General features: G+C 64.8%; 11 protein-coding genes and 1 riboswitch. Of the genes, 3 read left to right on the forward strand and 8 right to left on the reverse strand.

What is annotated here, in order from left to right:
- Positions 1-3: 3 nt before the first annotated feature.
- The 3 genes from pgaA to tsaE form a co-directional block, all read right to left on the reverse strand.
- On the reverse strand, positions 4-2,316 hold the full coding sequence (pgaA, locus tag B3349_RS18120) for a poly-beta-1,6 N-acetyl-D-glucosamine export porin PgaA (protein ID WP_291590794.1): 2,313 nt from the start codon (positions 2,314-2,316) through the stop codon (positions 4-6).
- A gap of 694 nt (positions 2,317-3,010) precedes the next feature.
- The gene (locus tag B3349_RS18125; protein WP_291590796.1) at positions 3,011-4,492 is read right to left on the reverse strand and encodes an N-acetylmuramoyl-L-alanine amidase; all 1,482 of its coding nucleotides are present in this window, start codon (positions 4,490-4,492) and stop codon (positions 3,011-3,013) included.
- Positions 4,489-5,004: a tRNA (adenosine(37)-N6)-threonylcarbamoyltransferase complex ATPase subunit type 1 TsaE gene (gene tsaE, locus B3349_RS18130; RefSeq protein WP_414646934.1), complete on the reverse strand. Its 516-nt coding sequence runs from the start codon at positions 5,002-5,004 to the stop codon at positions 4,489-4,491. The genes B3349_RS18125 and tsaE overlap by 4 nt, the downstream gene beginning before the upstream one ends.
- Here tsaE and queG point away from each other — a divergent pair.
- The gene (gene queG / locus B3349_RS18135; RefSeq protein WP_291590799.1) at positions 4,987-6,069 is read left to right on the forward strand and encodes a tRNA epoxyqueuosine(34) reductase QueG; all 1,083 of its coding nucleotides are present in this window, start codon (positions 4,987-4,989) and stop codon (positions 6,067-6,069) included. The two genes, tsaE and queG, sit on opposite strands and share 18 nt — an antisense overlap.
- A gap of 100 nt (positions 6,070-6,169) precedes the next feature.
- On the opposite strand, the gene B3349_RS18140 is transcribed toward queG, so the two are convergent.
- Entirely contained in the window at positions 6,170-7,075 is a 906-nt protein-coding gene (locus tag B3349_RS18140) for an AEC family transporter (RefSeq protein ID WP_279999934.1), read from the reverse strand.
- Positions 7,076-7,374: 299 nt separating this feature from the next.
- Here B3349_RS18140 and B3349_RS18145 point away from each other — a divergent pair, with 299 nt between their 5' ends.
- Entirely contained in the window at positions 7,375-8,343 is a 969-nt protein-coding gene (locus tag B3349_RS18145; protein WP_291590800.1) for a tripartite tricarboxylate transporter substrate binding protein BugE, read from the forward strand.
- A gap of 176 nt (positions 8,344-8,519) precedes the next feature.
- Here the strand turns inward: B3349_RS18145 and rpoD are convergent, their stop codons facing one another.
- From rpoD to B3349_RS18165, 4 genes are all read right to left on the reverse strand, one after another.
- Complete coding sequence (gene rpoD, locus B3349_RS18150; protein ID WP_291590801.1) at positions 8,520-10,979, reverse strand: RNA polymerase sigma factor RpoD; 2,460 nt, start codon at positions 10,977-10,979, stop codon at positions 8,520-8,522.
- Positions 10,980-11,411: 432 nt separating this feature from the next.
- The gene (dnaG, locus tag B3349_RS18155; protein WP_291590803.1) at positions 11,412-13,514 is read right to left on the reverse strand and encodes a DNA primase; all 2,103 of its coding nucleotides are present in this window, start codon (positions 13,512-13,514) and stop codon (positions 11,412-11,414) included.
- Positions 13,515-14,348: 834 nt separating this feature from the next.
- Complete coding sequence (locus B3349_RS18160) at positions 14,349-14,879, reverse strand: Fur family transcriptional regulator (protein WP_291590804.1); 531 nt, start codon at positions 14,877-14,879, stop codon at positions 14,349-14,351.
- Between the two features lie 148 nt (positions 14,880-15,027).
- Positions 15,028-16,044, reverse strand: a complete 1,017-nt coding sequence (locus B3349_RS18165) for a cytochrome-c peroxidase (RefSeq protein ID WP_291590805.1) — start codon at positions 16,042-16,044, stop codon at positions 15,028-15,030.
- 294 nt (positions 16,045-16,338) lie between these two features.
- On the opposite strand from B3349_RS18165, the gene B3349_RS18170 reads away from it, so the two are divergent.
- A complete protein-coding gene (locus B3349_RS18170) occupies positions 16,339-17,982 on the forward strand; it encodes an acyl-CoA synthetase (RefSeq protein ID WP_291590806.1) in 1,644 nt (547 codons plus the stop codon).
- A gap of 123 nt (positions 17,983-18,105) precedes the next feature.
- Positions 18,106-18,224: riboswitch (TPP riboswitch) on the forward strand.
- The last annotated feature ends 73 nt before the right edge of the window (positions 18,225-18,297 follow it).

Here is an 18,297-nt window from a genome sequence, read left to right on the forward strand (position 1 = left end):
GCTTCAGAATCGGTAAGTCAGATCAAACACAAGACGCCATTCGCGCTCATGCACCCCGTCATAGGGGCGGCGCAGTGCGGACAGCGTGGCCCCCATCTCCAGCACATCGTTGTGCTTGTAGCGCTGGCCATAGCTGATGGACTGCGCGGCGCCCGTGCCATAGCCCTGCTGGTGCACGCCACCCAGTCCGATGCTGGCTTTCTGGGTCCACTGCGTTTCATAGCGCTGGTAGATCGTGTGGTTCCACTGCAGCGAAGGCATCAGCCCCATTTCGCGACGCGGGCTGTAGTACGGCACATCGGTACGGGAGTTGCGGGCCGCGTAGCCTTCGATCCCCAGGTCCAGGAACCAGGTGGTGCGGGTCAGCAGGCGTTCCTTGCCGGTGACCAGCAGCTCGGTGCGGTGGTTGCCATCGCTGAAGCGTGACGGGGTGATGCCGACGCTCCATTCCCGCAGCTCGCTTTGCCGCCAGCGCAGGCCCAGCTCCACGCTGTTGCTGGTGATGCCGTTGTGCAGGGCGCGCAGCGGTGTGGCACGGGAGCGCCAGTTGGCCGCAGCGCTCAACTGCCAGTGGTCATCGATGTCATAGGCCGCCGCCACACGTGCCCCGGTCTTGGAGCCCTGGCCGAAGCTGCTGCCGGAGACTTCGGCCTCGGCCGACCAGTCGCGGCTGCGCCACTCCAGGCCGACACGGCCGAAGTTCTGTTGCCCCTTGCCTTCGGGGAAGGTGCCGGTGCGGTGTCCGGCACCTGCAAACAGGCGCCAGTTGTAGTTCAGTGGCGGGGTGTAGACCGTGGTCTCCAGCCCGAAGTCGCGGCTGCCGAACACGGGGTTGCCGTCGCCGTTGTTGCCGCCCCTGCTCAGCCCCTTGTAGCCGGAGACCTGCAGCTCCGCCATGTTGTGGACTTCCCAGGCGCGGGCCAGGCGCTTGGCGGAGGGGGCTTCCGGAAAGCGGCCGATGGTGTCGGCGCTCAGCAGCTCGGCCTGGCGCCATTCCTGCAGCACCAGCGCCGTCTGGCCCTGGTGGGTTTCCACATTCAGGTCGCGCGGCTCGTAGCCTTCGGCAATCTTCAGCTCCTGCTCGGCCAGGCGCGGCCAGCCCCGCATGCGGTAGGCCCAGGCCAGGTCGGTGCGCAGGCTGTTGTTCCAGGGCGCAGCATCCACCAGATCCTTGAGCCGGGCCTGCCCGCCCGCCAGGTTGTTGGCATACAGGTCCACCATGATGGCGGTGTGCTGCACCTCCAGATAGGACTCGTTGGGCACATTGGATTTTTCGCCTTCCACATAGCGCCACTTGGCATAGTCCTGCTGCATGGCGCGCACATGCTGCTGTGCTTCGGCCAGGCGGTCCTGGTCGGTATAGGCGTACATCAGCCCCTGGTCCTGCGCCAGGCGTGCCTGGTCATCGTTGCGCATATAGCCGGACGCCGCCAGCGTACGGTAGATGGCTTGCGCTTTTTCGGGCTGGCGCAGGTAGAGATAGGCCGATGCCACATCGCCCAGTGCGAACATGGGGATGTCCACGCAGGCGGCCTGCAGGTCTTCGTATTCCCTTACCAGCTCGGACATGTAGGCGCGTGAATGCAGGGCCTGCAGCCGGTCTATGCGTGCCTGCTGGATCAGAGGGGCCGTTTCCGGGCCCTGTGCCGCCCACTGCGCCAGCAGCGCGTCGTAGCGCGCCAGGGCCTGGTCGGCCACCATGAAGCGCTCGGCTTCGCTGCGGGCGGTGACGCGGGAAAAGCGCACCCACTCTGCCGCTTCATCGGCCTGCAGGGCTCGGAACTGGGCGGGGGTGAGCAGGTCGGGTTGGCGCGCGGCCAGCTCCAGTGCCTGGTGGGCCATGCCTGCCCGCTGCAGCGCAAAAATGTATTCACGCAGCACATAGCCCTGGCCGGGGGCGATCTGCTGCGCCCGGTCGACATATTCCAGGGCGGCAAAGCTGCCGCTTTGCCGCAGCTGCGTATAGGCCTTGACCAGCAGGGCGTCGGCACTGTCTGGGGTCTGGCGCAGCACACCATCGGCCAAGGCACTGGCCTGCGCCTGCTGGCCGCTGTCGGCCAGCACATAGATCTCGCCGTACTGGAAGGCCGTGTCCCGGGGGTATTGCGCACGGCCCTGGCGGTAGTAGGCCAGCGCTTCGTCCCATTGCTGGGCGTCCCGCTTTTGCTGTGCCAGCTGCAGCAACTGGTCGCGGGAGGCTGGGGCAGAAGGCGTCTGGGCCAGTGCAGCGCTGCCCAGGCAGGTCACCAGCACGGCGACAGAAATGGCCCGGGGCACTCGCTGCAGGAAAGGGCTGGGTGCAGAGCGTGTGTGCATGGGGAATGGCCTCTCTCGTATGGGCAATGCTGTGCGCAAGAATTGAAAATTTCTATGTAAGTAAATGCTTGCATTTGATTCATGTATTCAAGCACTTTTCCTTTCAAAACCGATGCGACTTTGGAGGGGGAATGACGTTTATTTGAGGTTTCCTAGGGTTTGTATGGAGGAGTGTCGGTGGCGGCGAGACCGCTGTGCTGCAGTGGCTGCCTGCACACAAAAGTGTGCGCACGCACTGTTGCTATGTATTGCCGTCTCTGAAAGCTATGCCCCGGTGGTTCCTCCCTGGCGGTCCGCGGCCTTGACTGAATAGGGATGCCGAAATTCGTGAAAATGATTGAAATTTACGAATTGATAGCTGATTTTTATGCTTCGGTGCGCAGCCGTGTTTCGGAACATTCCTACCCGTGTGTAGGTGGTGAGCGTGGATTCAAGCCGCGGTGTTTCCCCGACCGGATGCGTCGCGCACCTATGCCCACAAGGGAGACTGCCCGGCAGATCCGTGTCCACGAAGGAGCACCGGGCCGTTGCATGGCACACGGTGTGCACCGTGAACACCCGTCAGACTGTGTAACCCGGGGTGTGGGGGATGGCCGTGGTGGCGGCCTCGGCACGGAGCAGCAAGGACCAGGGCAGCCCACAAAAAAAGGCCCATCCGTGGGGATGGGCCTGGTCGGGGCGCGGGGCCGTCGGTTTACACCGTGCGGCTGCGGGCCAGCGGCGGGTTCTTGGCGAAGTAGAGCTTGATGCCGCGCATCAGCGCGTCAGCCAGCTGGGTCTGGTAGGCCGCGCTGCGCAGCTTGGCTTCTTCTTCCGGGTTGCTGATGAAGGCGGTTTCCACCAGCACGCTGGGAATGTCCGGGGCCTTGAGCACCGCAAAGCCGGCCTGCTCCACACGGGGCTTGTGCAGCTTGGCCATGTCGCCAATCTGGCCCAGCAGGTGGGAGCCGAGCTTGAGGCTGTCGTTGATCTGGGCCGTGGTGCTCATGTCCAGCAGCATCTGCTGCACATTGCGGTCCTGGCTTTTGACATTCAGCCCGCCCACGAGGTCGGCCTGGTTTTCCTTGTTGGCCAGCCAACGCGCGGCCGTGCTGGAGGCGCCTTTCTGGCTCAGGGCGAACACACTGGCGCCTTTGGCTGCGGGCGTGGTGAAGGCATCGGCATGGATGCTGATGAACAGATCGGCCTGCACGCGCCGGGCTTTTTCCACCCGCGTGCCCAGGGGCACGAAGAAGTCGGCGTCGCGCGTCAGGAAGGCGCGCATGGGGCTGCCGCCCACGCTGCTGGCGTTGATGCGGTCCCGCAGCAGATGGGCAATGCGCAGCACCACATCCTTCTCCCGCGTGCCGCCAGGGCCAATGGCGCCGGGGTCTTCGCCCCCATGGCCGGGGTCCAGGGCCACGATGATGATGCGGTCCGTGCGCTGGGCCGTGGCCACGGTGGGGCCGACCGGGCGTTTGGCCGGGGCCGGTTCGGGCGGCGGCGTGACAGGGGGCGTCGGTGCCGTGGCCACCACCGTAGGGGGCGTGGCAGGTGCCGGGGCCGGCGCAGGTTTGGCCGGCACGCTAGGGGCCGGCCTGTTGCCATGCTGGGCAATCAGGTCGCCCAGGGGGTCGGCTTCGGGCGGCACGCCGCTGCCCATGGCGGGCTGGTGGGACTGGGCGGTCTGCGGGCCTGCGTCGCGCAGGCGCTCGCTGATCAGCGCTTCCATCGGATCCACGGCCTTGGCCGGGTAGAGGTCGAACACCAGCCGGTGCTGGTAGGCCGCCACTGGCTGCAGGGTGAAGACCTGGGGCACGGCCTCCTGCTTGAGGTCGATGACCAGGCGCACCACATTGGGCGCGTTCTGGCCCACACGGATGGCCTTGATGTTCGGGTCGTCGGGGCGTACCTTGGCCACCAGGTCCTTGAGGGCCGGGTTCAGGTCGATGCCTTCGATGTCCACCGCCAGCCGGGGTGGAGAGGCCACAAAGAACTGCTTGGCCACCAGCGGCGTGTCGGATTCCAGCGTGACACGGGAATACTCCGGCGCAGGCCAGACGCGCACCGCCACGATGCTGGCGCCACGGGCGATCTGCTGGCTGCCGAGCAGCAGGACCAGAGAGCCGGCCTGCAGCAGATGGCGGCGGGTCAGCGGGGAAGAAGGGGCGGGACGGTTAGTGGTGTCGTCACTCATGCGGGCCAATGCTGCAGCATCTGGGCGCCAGCCTGCGTATGGGCATGCAAGCTCACGCGGCGCTGCGTGTCATCAATTGCTTCGATATGGATAGCTATGTCCGCAGGAGGCGTGAGCGCTGCGGCCTTTTCCGGCCATTCTGCCAGTTTCAGGCCGTCACTGGCAAAGATGTCCCGAAAACCGGCATCTTCCCATTCGCGCGGATCGTCAAAACGGTAGAAATCAAAGTGCCACACGGGCATGGCGGCGCATTCATGCGGCTCCACCACGGCATAGGTAGGGCTTTTGATGCGGCCGCTCACGCCCAGGGTGCGCAGCAGATGGCGCACGAACGTGGTCTTGCCAGCGCCCAGGTCGCCATGCAGCGTGATGTAGGCATTGCGCAACTGGGGTAGCCCGGCCAGTTGCCGGGCAAAGGCGGCGGTGTCGTCCTCGCTGTGCCAAATAAGCTGGCGCGAGGCAAGGGAGAGCGTCATTTCTAAAATAGCGGGGTTATGGTCTGCAGCAGTCAACTCGTTCCTCACATACAAGACTGGGCTCGCGAGTTGGGATTTTCCCAAATTGGCGTAGCCGGTGTCGACTTGTCCTCTGCAGAGCCTGGGCTGCTGCAGTGGCTGGCCGCCGGTTGCCATGGCGAGATGCACTATATGGAAAGCCATGGCCTCAAGCGTGCCCGCCCGGCCGAACTGGTGCCTGGCACGCTGAGCGTGATCACCGCCCGCATGGATTATCTGCCCCAGACCACCCCGGCGGGCTGGCAGGCCGTGGAGTTCGAGCGTCTGCAGCGTCCGCAAGAGGGCATTGTCTCGGTCTACGCCCGGGGGCGCGACTACCACAAGGTGCTGCGCGCGCGGCTGCAGAAACTGTCCGACCGCATCGCCCAGGAGATAGGTCCCTTTGGCCACCGCGTGTTCACCGATTCCGCGCCGGTGCTGGAAGCCGAGCTGGCCCAGCGCAGCGGCCAGGGCTGGCGCGGCAAGCACACGCTGGTGCTCAGCCGGGAGGCCGGCTCCATGTTCTTTCTGGGGGAAATCCTGGTGGACATGGCGCTGGAGCCGACCGCACCGGTCAGTGGCCACTGCGGCAGCTGCAGCGCCTGCATGCAGGCCTGCCCCACGGGCGCCATCGTGGCGCCGCACCAGGTGGATGCGCGCCGTTGCATCTCCTACCTGACCATCGAGCACGATGGCCCCATCCCGCTGGAACTGCGCCCGCAGCTGGCCAACCGCATCTACGGTTGCGATGACTGCCAGCTGGCCTGCCCGTGGAACAAGTTTGCCCAGCCCAGCCGTCTGGCGGACTTCGATGCGCGCGACGGTCTGGCCGGCAGCAGCCTGGTGCAGCTGTTCGCCTGGGACGAAGCGCAGTTTCTGCGCCGTACCGAGGGCAGCCCCATCCGCCGCATCGGCCATGCGCGCTGGCAGCGCAACATCGCCGTGGCCATGGGCAATGCGCTGCGCAGCCTGCCTCCAGGCGCCGAGCGTGATGCGGTGCAGTCCGCCCTGGCGGCCCAGGCCGCCCACCCCAGCGATCTGCTGCGGGAGCATGTGCAGTGGGCGCTGGCGCAGTGCGCCTAGACCTTGGGCGCCCGGTGTGCCTGTGCCGCTGGCAGCGGGCAGCGGGCAGACAACGGATCCCGCGGTTCCCGGCCTTGAAAGCGGCAGTGATCAGTGGGTGTTAAGGCACCAGCGACAGCGCAAACGGCAGGCTGGCCACGCCCAGTATGGTGGACAGCGTCACCAGACCTGCCACATACGGGCCGTTGTAGCCCATGCGCGCCGCCAGCACATAGCAGGTGCTGGCCGTGGGCATGGCGGAGAACAGCAGCAGGATCAGCGCCTGGGTGCCTTCCAGGCCCAACAGGTGGATGGCACCCAGCGCAATCAGCGGCTGGATGAAGTGGCGTATCGCCAGCACGCCCACGCTCAGGCGCTTGGCATGGGTCAGCAGGCCCAGCTGCATGCCGGCGCCGGCGGACATCAGGCCCAGTGCGATGGAGGCTGCGCCAATGCGGCTGACTGGTGGTTCCAGCCAACTGGGCATGCGAAAGCCCAGCAGATTGGCCACCAGACCGCACACCGTGGCCACGATCAGTGGATTGCGCACCAGCTGGCCCCAGAAGCTGTGCTCCCCTGCGCGGGCCATGGGCCAGACGGCCGCGATGTTGAACATGGGGACGCAAAAGCCGATCAGCACCGAGATATAGAGCAGCCCCTCGGGCCCGGCCAGCCGGTCGGCCAGCGCCAGGCCGATGAAGGAATTGAAGCGGAACGCCACCTGGGCTGCGCTGGCGTGGTCGCGCAGGTTTACATGGCCTTTCAGTCCGGGCCACCAGGGCAGGCTGTAGGCCAGTGCCACGCCCACCAGGCCGGACAGCACGCCGGCCGCAATCAGGTTGGAGGTGGCCGCCCAGTCCAGCGGGCTTTTGACGATGGAGTGAAACAGCAGCACCGGAAACAGCAGGTAGTACACCAGTGCTTCGGCACCTTGCCAGACGCTGCGGTTCAGCGGCGTGAACCGGCACAGCAGGTAGCCCAGCAGGATCAGGGAAAAATCGGGGAAGAGGAGCTGGGCGTAATTCACGGGCGCCAAGCATACGCCGGGAATGCACACCACCGGAGCAGGGGGGGCGGTGCCTCTGCCACGGAAGTGACAAGCGACGCAGCGCCCAGGCGATGGCGCACGGTGGCCAAGGGGGTAATCTGCGTGAAAACCCGGCATGCCTAGCGCAGAAAAAGGGTGTGTGATGTCAGCTTTTGTCAGTGTTTGCGCTAGTCAGGGGTAAACACCTAGGTATTTGGCAGTTGCCAGTGGTCAGCAGGATAAAGGGGCGCTTTAGCATCGCCATTCCCCCCTTGGAGACAGAATTGAGGAGTACTTTCATGGATCGTCGTTGCTGGATGGGTGTTGTGTTGGCGTTGGCCGGTTCGGCTGCCATGGCTGATGCATCGTTCCCCAACAAACCCATCAAGTTGCTGGTGCCGTTTGCGGCCGGCGGCACCACCGACATCATCGCGCGCGTGATTTCCGAGCCCCTGTCCAAGGAGCTGGGCCAGCCGGTGATCGTGGAAAACCGTGGCGGTGGCGGCGGCGTCATTGGCGCGCTGGAAACCTCGCGCCAGAAGGCCGATGGCTACAACCTGGGTATCGCCACCGTGTCCACCATGGCCACCAACCCGGCCATCAACCCCAAGAACCCCTACGACCCGCTGACGGCCTTTACCCCCATCGTCAACATTGCGGCCACGCCCAATGTGATCGCGGTGAACCCCAAGTTCGCCGGTGCGGCCAACTACAAGGCATTCGAAGCCGAGCTCAAGAAGAATCCGGGCAAGTATTCCTACGGTTCCTCGGGCACGGGCGGCATCCAGCACATGCTGATGGAGCTGTACAAGAGCCTGACCGGCATCGAAATGACCCACGTGCCCTACCGTGGCGCGGGTCCGGCCCTGAATGACGCCGTGGCCAACCAGATCCCGATGATTCTGGACAACCTGCCTTCGGCACTGCCCTTCATCAAGGACAAGCGTCTGGTGGCCATCGCCGTGGCGGCCCCCCAGCGCCTGAGCGTGCTGCCCGATGTGCCTACCTTCAAGGAAGTGGGTCTGGAGCCGGTGAACCGCATGGCCTTCTACGGTCTGATCGGCCCCAAGGGCATGCCCAAGGAAGTGGTGGACAAGATCAATGCGGCAACCCGTAAGGCGCTGCAGGACCCCGCCATCCGCAAGCGCATCGAAGACACGGGCTCGGTCATTGTGGGCAACACGCCCGAGCAGTTCGCCAAGGAAACGAAGGACGAGCTCGCCATCTACAAGGAAGTGGTGGCCAAGCAGAAGCTGACGCTGGAATGAGCGCCACCTGACCTGGAAAAAAAGCCGCGCACTGCGCGGCTTTTTTGTGCTCGGAGATGGGCCGGAGTCAAGCCGCAGGGGGCATGCGGCAACCCGCATGAAAAAAGCCTGCGCGGCAGCGGCCGGCAGGCTTTGGGGTGATCACTCCCGCACCGTATGCGGGAGGAAGCTGGCGCTTACAGCGAATCGATGAAGCTGCGCAGCTTGTCGCTGCGGCTGGGGTGCTTCAGCTTGCGCAGTGCCTTGGCTTCGATCTGGCGGATGCGCTCGCGCGTCACGTCGAACTGCTTGCCCACTTCTTCCAGCGTGTGGTCGGTGGACATTTCAATGCCGAAGCGCATGCGCAGCACCTTGGCTTCGCGGGGGGTCAGGCCATCGAGGATGTCCTTGACCACGTCGCGCAGGCCGGCCTGCATGGCGGCATCGATGGGGGCGGTGTTGTTGCCGTCCTCGATGAAGTCGCCCAGGTGCGAATCGTCGTCGTCGCCGATGGGGGTTTCCATCGAGATCGGCTCCTTGGCGATCTTCATGATCTTGCGGATCTTGTCCTCGGGGATCTCCATCTTGGCCGCCAGGATGGACGCATCGGGCTCGAAGCCAAACTCCTGCAAGTGCTGGCGCGAGATGCGGTTCATCTTGTTGATGGTTTCGATCATGTGCACCGGGATGCGGATCGTGCGGGCCTGGTCCGCGATGGAACGCGTGATGGCCTGGCGGATCCACCAGGTGGCATAGGTCGAGAACTTGTAGCCGCGGCGGTATTCGAACTTGTCCACCGCCTTCATCAGGCCGATGTTGCCTTCCTGGATCAGGTCCAGGAACTGCAGGCCGCGGTTGGTGTACTTCTTGGCAATGGAGATCACCAGGCGCAGGTTGGCCTCGATCATTTCCTTCTTGGCATCGCGGCTGGAGCGTTCACCGTCGTTCATGCGCTTGTTGATGCGCTTGAGCTCTTCCAGCGGCACCACCACGCGGGACTGCAGGTCGATCAGGTTCTGCTGCAACTCCTGCACGGGCGGGATGTTGCGGGCCATGACGTTGCTCCAAGGCTTGCCGGCGGCGGCTTGCTTGGTGACCCAGTCCAGGTTGAGCAGGTTGGGCGGGAAGTCCTTGATGAAGGTTTCCTGCGGCATGCGGCACTTGTCCACGATGATCTTGCGCAGCTCGCGTTCCTTCTTGCGCACATCGTCCACCTGGGCACGCACCAGATCGCAGAGCTTTTCGATCGTCTTGGCCGTGAAGCGGATGGTCATCAGCTCCTCGGTGATCGTCTTCTGGATCTTCATGTACGTGGCCGAGCCGTAGCCCTCCTTGTCGTACACCTTGTGCATCTTCTCGAAGTGGCCGCGGATGCTGTCGAAGCGCGACAGGGCTTCGTTCTTCAGCTCTTCGAGCTTCTTGGTCAGTGCCTTGGAGCCGCCCTTGCCGTCGTCGTCGTCCTCTTCGTCGTACTCGTCGAAGTCTTCTTCGGCCACATAGTCGTCGTTTTCGTTGGCGTTCACGAAACCGTCGACCACGGTGGAGATCACGACCTTGCCTTCACGGATTTCCTCGGCCATGCCCAGGATTTCCGCAATGGTGGCGGGGGAAGCCGAGATGGCTTCCATCATGTCCATCAGACCGCCTTCGATGCGCTTGGCGATTTCAATTTCGCCTTCGCGCGTCAGCAGTTCCACCGTACCCATTTCGCGCATGTACATGCGCACAGGGTCAGTGGTGCGGCCGAATTCCGAGTCCACGGTGGACAGGGCCGCTTCGGCTTCTTCTTCCGCTTCCTCTTCGGTGGTGGCCGATTGTCCGGTGTTGTTCAGCAACAGGGTTTCGGCGTCGGGCGTCTGCTCGTACACCGCCACACCCATGTCGTTCAACATGGAGATCACGACTTCCAGCGTTTCCGCATCGACCAGCTTGTCGGGCAAGTGGTCGGAGATTTCCGCGTTGGTCAGATAGCCACGGGTCTTGCCCAGCTTGATCAGGGCCTTCAGGCGCTGGCGGCGGGTGTTCAGTTCGTCTTCGGTCAGGACGGTTTCGTCCAGGCCGAATTCCTTCATCAAGGCGCGTTCCTTCGCCTTGCTGATCTTCATGCGCAGGGGCTTGGCCTTCTCGGTGGTGGTCGTGGTCTCCACTTCCACCTCAGCTTCGGCCTCCACTTCGACATCGCCATCGATATCGCCGTCGATGTCACCGTCCAGATCGGCATCGTCCATGTCGTCCGACATGTCCTTGGGCTTGCCGCCCTTGGCGGCCGTTTCGGCCTTGGGCTTGCGGCCGCGCTTGGCGGGCGCCTTGTCGGTGTCGGCCGCTGCTGCCTTGACCGTGGTGGTCTTCTTGGCTGCGGCCTTCTTGGCGGCGGCAGGCTTCTTGGCAGGGGCTTCGGCTTCGTCGCCGTCTACAGCTGCAGCTTTCTTGGTGACGCGTTTCTTGGAATCCGCTGCGAGCAGCGCGTCGGCCAGGGCTTTGAGTTCAGCTTGTGATTTGGTTGCCACTTTGGTGTCTTTCTTGGCTTCGGCCGCCTTGGGCGAGGCGGGCTTTTTCACGGCAGCAGTCTTTTTGGCAGCTGCAGCCGTGGAAGAGGTCTTGGACTTCGCGGAAGCATCGAGGGCCTGCTGGGACTTCGCGGACTTTGAAACGGGCATGCATACCTCACGGTCAAAAGCGGACACACAAAGAAAACTCGCAAGCGCCTCGAAAACCGGCGCGCACAACACATGCCATGGACGCGCCAAGGCATATGGGGAGCGGACGGGCTCCCGGGGCAAGATGGGTGGGCGAACATTTGGTATGCAGTCCTTGCGGTGGAATTGGCCATGCACTTGCTGCAATCCGCGTGAGGTCTGTCACGGGGGCCGGGTCCGGAGGTGCTGCTGTCGCTCTTGCCGAATAGCTTTTAATTATACCTTCGGCAGAAAAAATCAAGAGGTTCAGCGTTATTTTTTCAAAAAAACCTTGCAGGTCAATAGAGGCTTGCTAAAGACGCTACAGTTTTTGATGAATTTGGGGCTGGAAGGCCGTTGATCCTGCCCGTACGGCAGCCAGGGGCATGGTGCACCAGGGCTGCGGTAACGCAGTTATTCGTCGCTCTGCGGCGCAGGCGCCGCCGCCAGCTGCTTGCGGCGCTCCTGCAGCGCGCGGTAACGGTGCACGGCCTGCGGGTCGGTGGCGACTTCGGCCAGGGCCTGGGCCTCCAGTGTCTTCAGGCGCTTGACCAGCATCAGATTGAGCACGCTGCGCAGCTCGCAGCGCAGCTCGGGCAGCTCGCCCTCGGGCTGGCCATGGGGGCCGTCCATCAGGGTGCGGGCCAGTTGGGCTTCGCCGCTGCTACCCAGGCGGGACTGCAGCACGGCCCAGGACTGGGGTCCGTGCTCCTGGTACTGGCTCTCCACCCAGGCAAACAGCGGGCCGTGCGGGGCGGGCTGGCTGACCAGGGCATCCAGGTCTTCGTTGGCCAGCTCTTCCATGAACTCCATGTGCGACAGCAGCAGGCGTGCAGCCTGGTCCGGGCCCAGCGGCTGGGCGATGCGGGGCGGGCGCGGGGCTTCGTTCCAGCCATTGTTGCCGGCGCGGTCGCGTCCCCAGGGCTTTTTGCCCCAGCCGTTGCGGCCTTCGCCGCGCGGACCGTTGCCATTGCGAAAGTTGCCCCGGTTGCCGTAGCCATTGCCGCCCTGGCCGGGCGCGCCGCCGGCATAGCCCGTGTAGGTGTTGCCACCACCACCGGCATCGCCCCAGCCGTCATGGGCGCTGTGGCCGTAGTCGGCGTCCGGCGGCGCCCATTCGCCCGAAGGGGGGGGCGACGCGGCCGGGAAGGCGTGGGAACCCACGGCGGGGGCGGGGTTGGCACCACCGGCGCCACGCTGCCAGCGGTTTTCCTGGGCAGCGGCCTGCTCCCACAGTTCAGTCAGGTCGCTGCTGGACAGCTGGGCCTTGCCCGCCATTTCGGCCAGCAGCTGGCGCTTCAGTGCGCCGTCGGGCAGCAGATTCCACAGCGGCCGGGCCTGGCTGGCCATGCGTGCACGGCCTTCGGCCTGGCCCAGATCGCAGCCTTCGCTGACGGCATCCAGCAAAAAGCGCGACAGCGGCAGCGCATCGCCCACATGGCGGGCAAAGGCATCCGGGCCATGTTCGCGGATGAAGCTGTCGGGGTCGTGCTCGGCGGGCAGAAAGAGGAACTTCACGCTGCGCGTGTCGCTGGCGTAGGGGAGGGCGCCTTCGAGCGCCTTGCGGGCAGCGCGGCGGCCGGCTGCGTCGCCGTCAAAGCTGAACACCACCGCATCGGTGAAGCGGAACAGCTTGTGCACATGCTCGGGTGTGCAGGCCGTGCCCAGCGTGGCCACGGCATTCGGAAAGCCCAGCTGTGCCAGGGCCACCACGTCCATATAGCCTTCGGTGACCAGGGCGTAGCCTTTTTCGCGCAGCGCGTTGCGGGCTTCGAACAGGCCGTAGAGCTCGCGTCCCTTGTGGAACAGCGGCGTCTCCGGCGAGTTCAGGTATTTGGGTTTCTCGTCCCCCAGCACGCGGCCGCCAAAGCCGATGCACTCGCCTTTGACATTGCGGATCGGGAACATGATGCGGTCGCGGAAACGGTCGTAGCGCTTGTCATCGTCTTCGTTGACGATGACCAAGCCCGCTTCCTGCAGCTGCGGATCGTCGTACTGCGGGAACACGCCGGCCAGGTGGCGCCAGCCGGCCGGGGCATAGCCCAGGCCGTAGCGGCTGCAGACGGCGCCGGAGACGCCGCGCTTTTTCAGGTACTCCACCGCGTGGACGGAGTCCTTGAGCTGCTTGCGATAGGAGTCGCCCGCGCGTTCGAGCACATCGGTCAGCGACGCCTGCTGGCGCTTTTGCGCGGCCTGGCGCTCGCGCTCGGCCGGGCTGATGTCGTCCTGCGGCACCTGCATGCCCACCTGTTGGGCCAGGTCCTGCACCGCCTCCACAAAGCCCATGCCGGTATGCTCCATCAGGAAGCTGATGGCATTGCCGTTCTTGCCGCAGCCAAAGCAGTGGTAGAACTGCTTGGAAGGGCTGACGCTGAACGAGGGCGACTTTTCCCCATGGAAAGGGCACAGCCCCATGAAGTTGGCGCCGCCTTTTTTCAGCGGCACATAGCGGCCGACCACGTCAACCACATCGACGCGGGCAAGCAACTCCTGGAGGAAAGACTGGGGGATGGACACCGGCCGTATTGTGCGCCATGGTGCCTACCCGGTGCAGCCGCAGCAGTATCGGAAGTGCTGCCTACGGCCCGCTTTCGCCGGGGCGTACCGGGCCTGCCATGCGCTGCAAGGGCATGCCGCCAGGGTCGGCAGCTGTGGTGTGCCGGAAACACCCCAAGATGTCCGGCTGCCGCCAGGGCCTGGAGGGTCGGCCTGCGGCTGGGCGGGCGCAGGCCCCATAAAAAAGGCCCGCATCGGTGGATGCGGGCCAGTCTCCTCCGCCCTGGTACATGCCAGGGCGTTTCCTCATTGATGCACAGGATGCAAAGGACGGTGCCGACTGCCCTTGCGGACGGGGTCTGCACAACCCATGGCGGCATTGTAGGGAGGAAAACGCATAAACCGCTATTTGTGTAATTTATGTCTTATATAAGACGTAAGTTTGTGCAATCCCTGGAATGGTGCTAGCAGGGTTGTGGATTCCGCTAACTGATTGATTCATATAGGGTGGTTGTGCTTCGGCAGGAGCGGCTGCCATCGCGGTGCGGCACGGAACGTGCACAAAAATAGAGTGCTGCATGGGGGCAATGTGTATGTGATTAGCATCATTTTGTGCAGAAATTGCATGGCTACATGCCAGCCGCAGAAGCACATGCCCGCACGGCCGCCTGGTCTCAAAGGCGCAGGGGGCCCCGGGCCGGCGCCAGGCCGTGGCGGCTGCGCAGGCGTGGCATGCCACCGCGGGGCGGCATCGCCAGGCGGGTGTGAAAGCCGGTGGGGTGGAGCGGGAACGCGCAGGCGCAGGCGCAGGCGCAGGCGCAGGCGCGTGGAGCGTGGCTCTGCCTTGCGGGACGATCAGGCCGCGCTGGCGGCAGCGTCTGGCGCAGCCGCGGTGCGGCGCACGCGCACCACCATGTCGATGGCGGCCACTTCCAGGCCCGGGGCCAGGGGCGGCAGCGCATCCCAGCGGATGCAGTCGGGCGGCAGATCCAGCACCTCGCCGCTGTCTTCGATCAGCAGGTGGGGGTGGACTTCGGTGCTGGAGTCATAGACCGTGTGTTCCAGCCCCAGCGGCAGCGCGCGCAGCAGGCCACGCTCGGCAAACAGCGGCAGGCTGGCGTAGACCGTGGCGCGCGACAGGCTGGGGTAGTGCTGGCGTGCGGCCTGCAGCACCTGTTCGGCATGCATGTGCACCGGCTCACCCAGCAGTACCCGGGCCATGGCCAAGCGCTGGCGGGTGGGCTGCAGGCCTGCCTGGCGCAGGCGCTCTGCCAGCTGTGCGTCCTGCGCCTGCTGCTGGGCCTGTGCAGCCAGCGCCTGCGGACGACGGGTGCGCGCGGAGGCAAGGCGGGTGGCAGCAGTGGTGGCGGTGGTGCGCGGGGGCATGGCGGGTCGCAGTCGGGCAATCAAGGTCAGGGTCGCTATTGTGATGAAAAAAAGCGCACCCGGCAAAACACCGGGTGCGCGAGGAAAGGCCCTGCCGCAGTTCGCGCTGTGGCGGGGCGGAGCTAACAGGGTCAGAGTCCGACCGGAGTTACTTCTTCTTGTCGAACGGAGTGGGGCGCGGGGTGGCGTCGCTCGAGGGCGGCAGCACCGGCATGCCGATCTGGGGCTGGTCGCCGGTCAGGGTCTTCAGGAAGGCCACGATCTTGGCGTTCTCATCCTTGGTGAAGTTCTTGCCCAGCTGCACGCGGCCCATGGTGTCCACCGCCTGGCCCAGGGTGTCGGCCGCACCATCGTGGAAGTAGGGGTAGGTCAGTTCCACGTTGCGCAGGGTGGGCACCTTGAAGTTGAAGCGGTCGGCGTCCTTGCCGGTCACCGCCGCACGGCCTTCGGCCGGGTTGCTGGTCTTGTAGGCCTCGACCAGACCCATGCGCTGGAAGGAATTGCCGCCCACGGCCGCGCCGTTGTGGCAGGCCACACAGCCGCTGTCACGGAACAGCTTGTAGCCTTCCAGTTCGGTCTTGGTGATGGCGTTGGCATCGCCCTTGAGCCACTTGTCAAAGCGCGAATTGGGCGTGACCAGGGTTTCCTCGAAAGCCGCGATGGCATCGGTCACCTGGTCGATGTCGATCTTCGACTTGCTGAACACCTTCTTGAACTCTGCCTGGTAGCCGGGAATGGAATTCAGCATGTCCACGGCCAGCTCGTGGGTGAAGGCCATTTCGCCCGGGTTGGCGATGGGGCCGCCGGCCTGCTCCTTCAGGTTGCCGGCACGGCCGTCCCAGAACTGGGCCACGTTCATGCTGGAGTTCAGCACCGTGGGCGAGTTGATGGGGCCTTCCTGCCAGTTGTGACCGATGGAGGTCTTCAGGTTGTCGCTGCCGCCCATGGACAGGTTGTGGCAGCTGTTGCAGGAGATGAAGCCCGACTTGGACAGGCGGGGATCGAACCACAGCTTCTTGCCCAGTTCCACCATGGCCGGGTTCTTGACCACGGCAGGCGCGATGGGGTGGATGGGTTCCTGCGCGCCTTGTGCATGGGCGGGCAGTGCCAGGAAGGCAGCCGCGGCGGCCAGGGCTGCAACGAGGGGTCGGAGGGTGTTTTTCATTGTGTGCTTCCAAACGCTTGTGTGGTGAATGCCTGGTGCGCAGCCAAGGCGGCACACCCGCCACCTGCCGGTACGGCCACGTCATCCTCTGCGTGGTTTGGACTCAGTCCAGATGGCGTAACCATTGCACCGCATCACCTGACGGGTGGTATTGCGCAGTATCAAAAGTGCGGCGAGGCACGTCCATGGCATGCGGGCCGAGGCCAGGGAATGCATGAGTGCAGCCAGGGGCTGTAAGCCTGTGTTGTGGCGTTGGCGCAAAATGCACAAAAAGACACGCTTCGGAGACATTTCATGAGCAAGTACAACGAGCACCTGGACCGCAATGCGGCCAACTTTGCGCCCCTCAGCCCGCTGAGCTTTCTGGAGCGCACCGCCAGCGTCTACCCGGACCGCCTGGCCATCGTGCACGGGGATCTGCGCCAGACCTGGGGACAGACCTACCGCCGCTGCCGCCAGCTGGCCAGTGCGCTGCACCAGGCCGGCGTGGGCAAGAACGACACGGTGGCCGTGATGCTGCCCAACACCCCGCCGATGGTGGAGGCGCACTTTGGCGTGCCCATGTCCGGCGCCGTGCTCAACACCCTCAACACCCGCCTGGATGCGGAGACCCTGGCCTTCATGCTGGACCACGGCGAAGCCAAGGTGCTGATCGTGGACCCGGAATTCACCGCCCTGATGGCCAAGGCGCTGCCACTGCGCAAGTCCACCGTCCCGCTGACGGTGATCCGCGTGGAAGACGCGCTGTATGGCGATGCCGCCGTGCCGCTGGGCGACACCACCTACGACGATTTTGTCGCCCAGGGCGATCCGGATTTCGCCTGGGAGCTGCCCGCTGACGAGTGGGATGCGATTGCGCTGAACTACACCAGTGGCACCACCGGCAACCCCAAGGGAGTGGTCTACCACCACCGCGGTGCGGCCATCAACGCCATCAGCAATGTGCTGGAATGGGACATGCCCAAGCATGCCGTCTACCTGTGGACGCTGCCGATGTTCCACTGCAACGGCTGGTGCTTCCCCTGGACCGTGGCCGCGCGCGCAGGTGTCAATGTCTGCCTGCGCCGCGTCGATCCGCAGAATATTTTCGACGCCATCCGCAACCACGGCGTCACCCATTACTGCGGCGCGCCCATCGTGCAGTCGTTGCTGGTGAATGCCCCGGCGGCGATGAAGCAAGGCGTTCCTGCCGGCGTCAAGGCCATGGTGGCCGGCGCCGCGCCCCCGGCCTCGATGATCGAAGGCATGGAAGCCATGGGCTTCGACCTGACCCATGTCTACGGCCTGACCGAAACCTACGGACCGGCCACCGTCTGCGCCCAGCATGCGGAATGGGACCAGCTCGACATCGGCGAGCGTGCCCGCCTCAATGCCCGCCAGGGCGTGCGCTACCACCTGCAGCGCGATGCCCAGGTGCTGGACCCCGAGACCATGCAGCCCGTGCCGCACGACGGCGAGACCATGGGCGAGATCATGTTCAAGGGGAATATCGCCATGAAGGGCTATCTGAAGAACCCGCAGGCCACGGACGAAGCCTTCCGTGGCGGCTGGTTCCACAGCGGCGACCTGGCGGTGCAGTACCCGGACGGTTACATCAAGATCAAGGACCGCAGCAAGGACATCATCATCTCCGGCGGCGAGAACATCTCGTCCATCGAAGTCGAAGACGTGCTGTACCGCCACCCCGCCGTGCTGGCTGCGGCCGTGGTGGCCAAGCCCGATGCCAAGTGGGGCGAGACGCCCTGCGCCTTCCTGGAGATCAAGGCCGGCGCCTCGGTGACCGAAGCCGACATCATCACCCACTGCAAGCAGCACCTGGCCGGCTACAAGGTGCCGCGCGCCATCGTGTTCGGCGAGCTGCCCAAGACCAGCACCGGCAAGATCCAGAAGTTCGAGCTGCGCAAGCTGGCGGGCTCGGCCACCGCCATTGCGGTGTGACGCGCTGAAGCACGGCGCAGCCGGGTGAACGGGTTGCCCGCCCCGGTGCGCCTACCCTGGGGAAACACATAACCCAGCGGAGGCCGCGGAATGGTGGCATGCGCGCATTGCTGGCCTATACTCGCGGCTGCTCCGGGGTGTGCGAAAGCGCTGAGATGCGGGCTGCTGTGAAAACAGCGGTCCGCGAACCCGACGAACTTGATCCGGTTCATACCGGCGGAAGAAGAGCGGGACCCTGATGCAGGGCCATGGACAGGCAGGCGCGAAGGCAGGGGTGCGAACGCACACGCCACGCAGCCCGTCCACAGGCACAGC

Source organism: Comamonas sp. UBA7528, assembly GCF_002479375.1.
In the GTDB taxonomy this organism is placed as follows: domain Bacteria; phylum Pseudomonadota; class Gammaproteobacteria; order Burkholderiales; family Burkholderiaceae_C; genus Comamonas.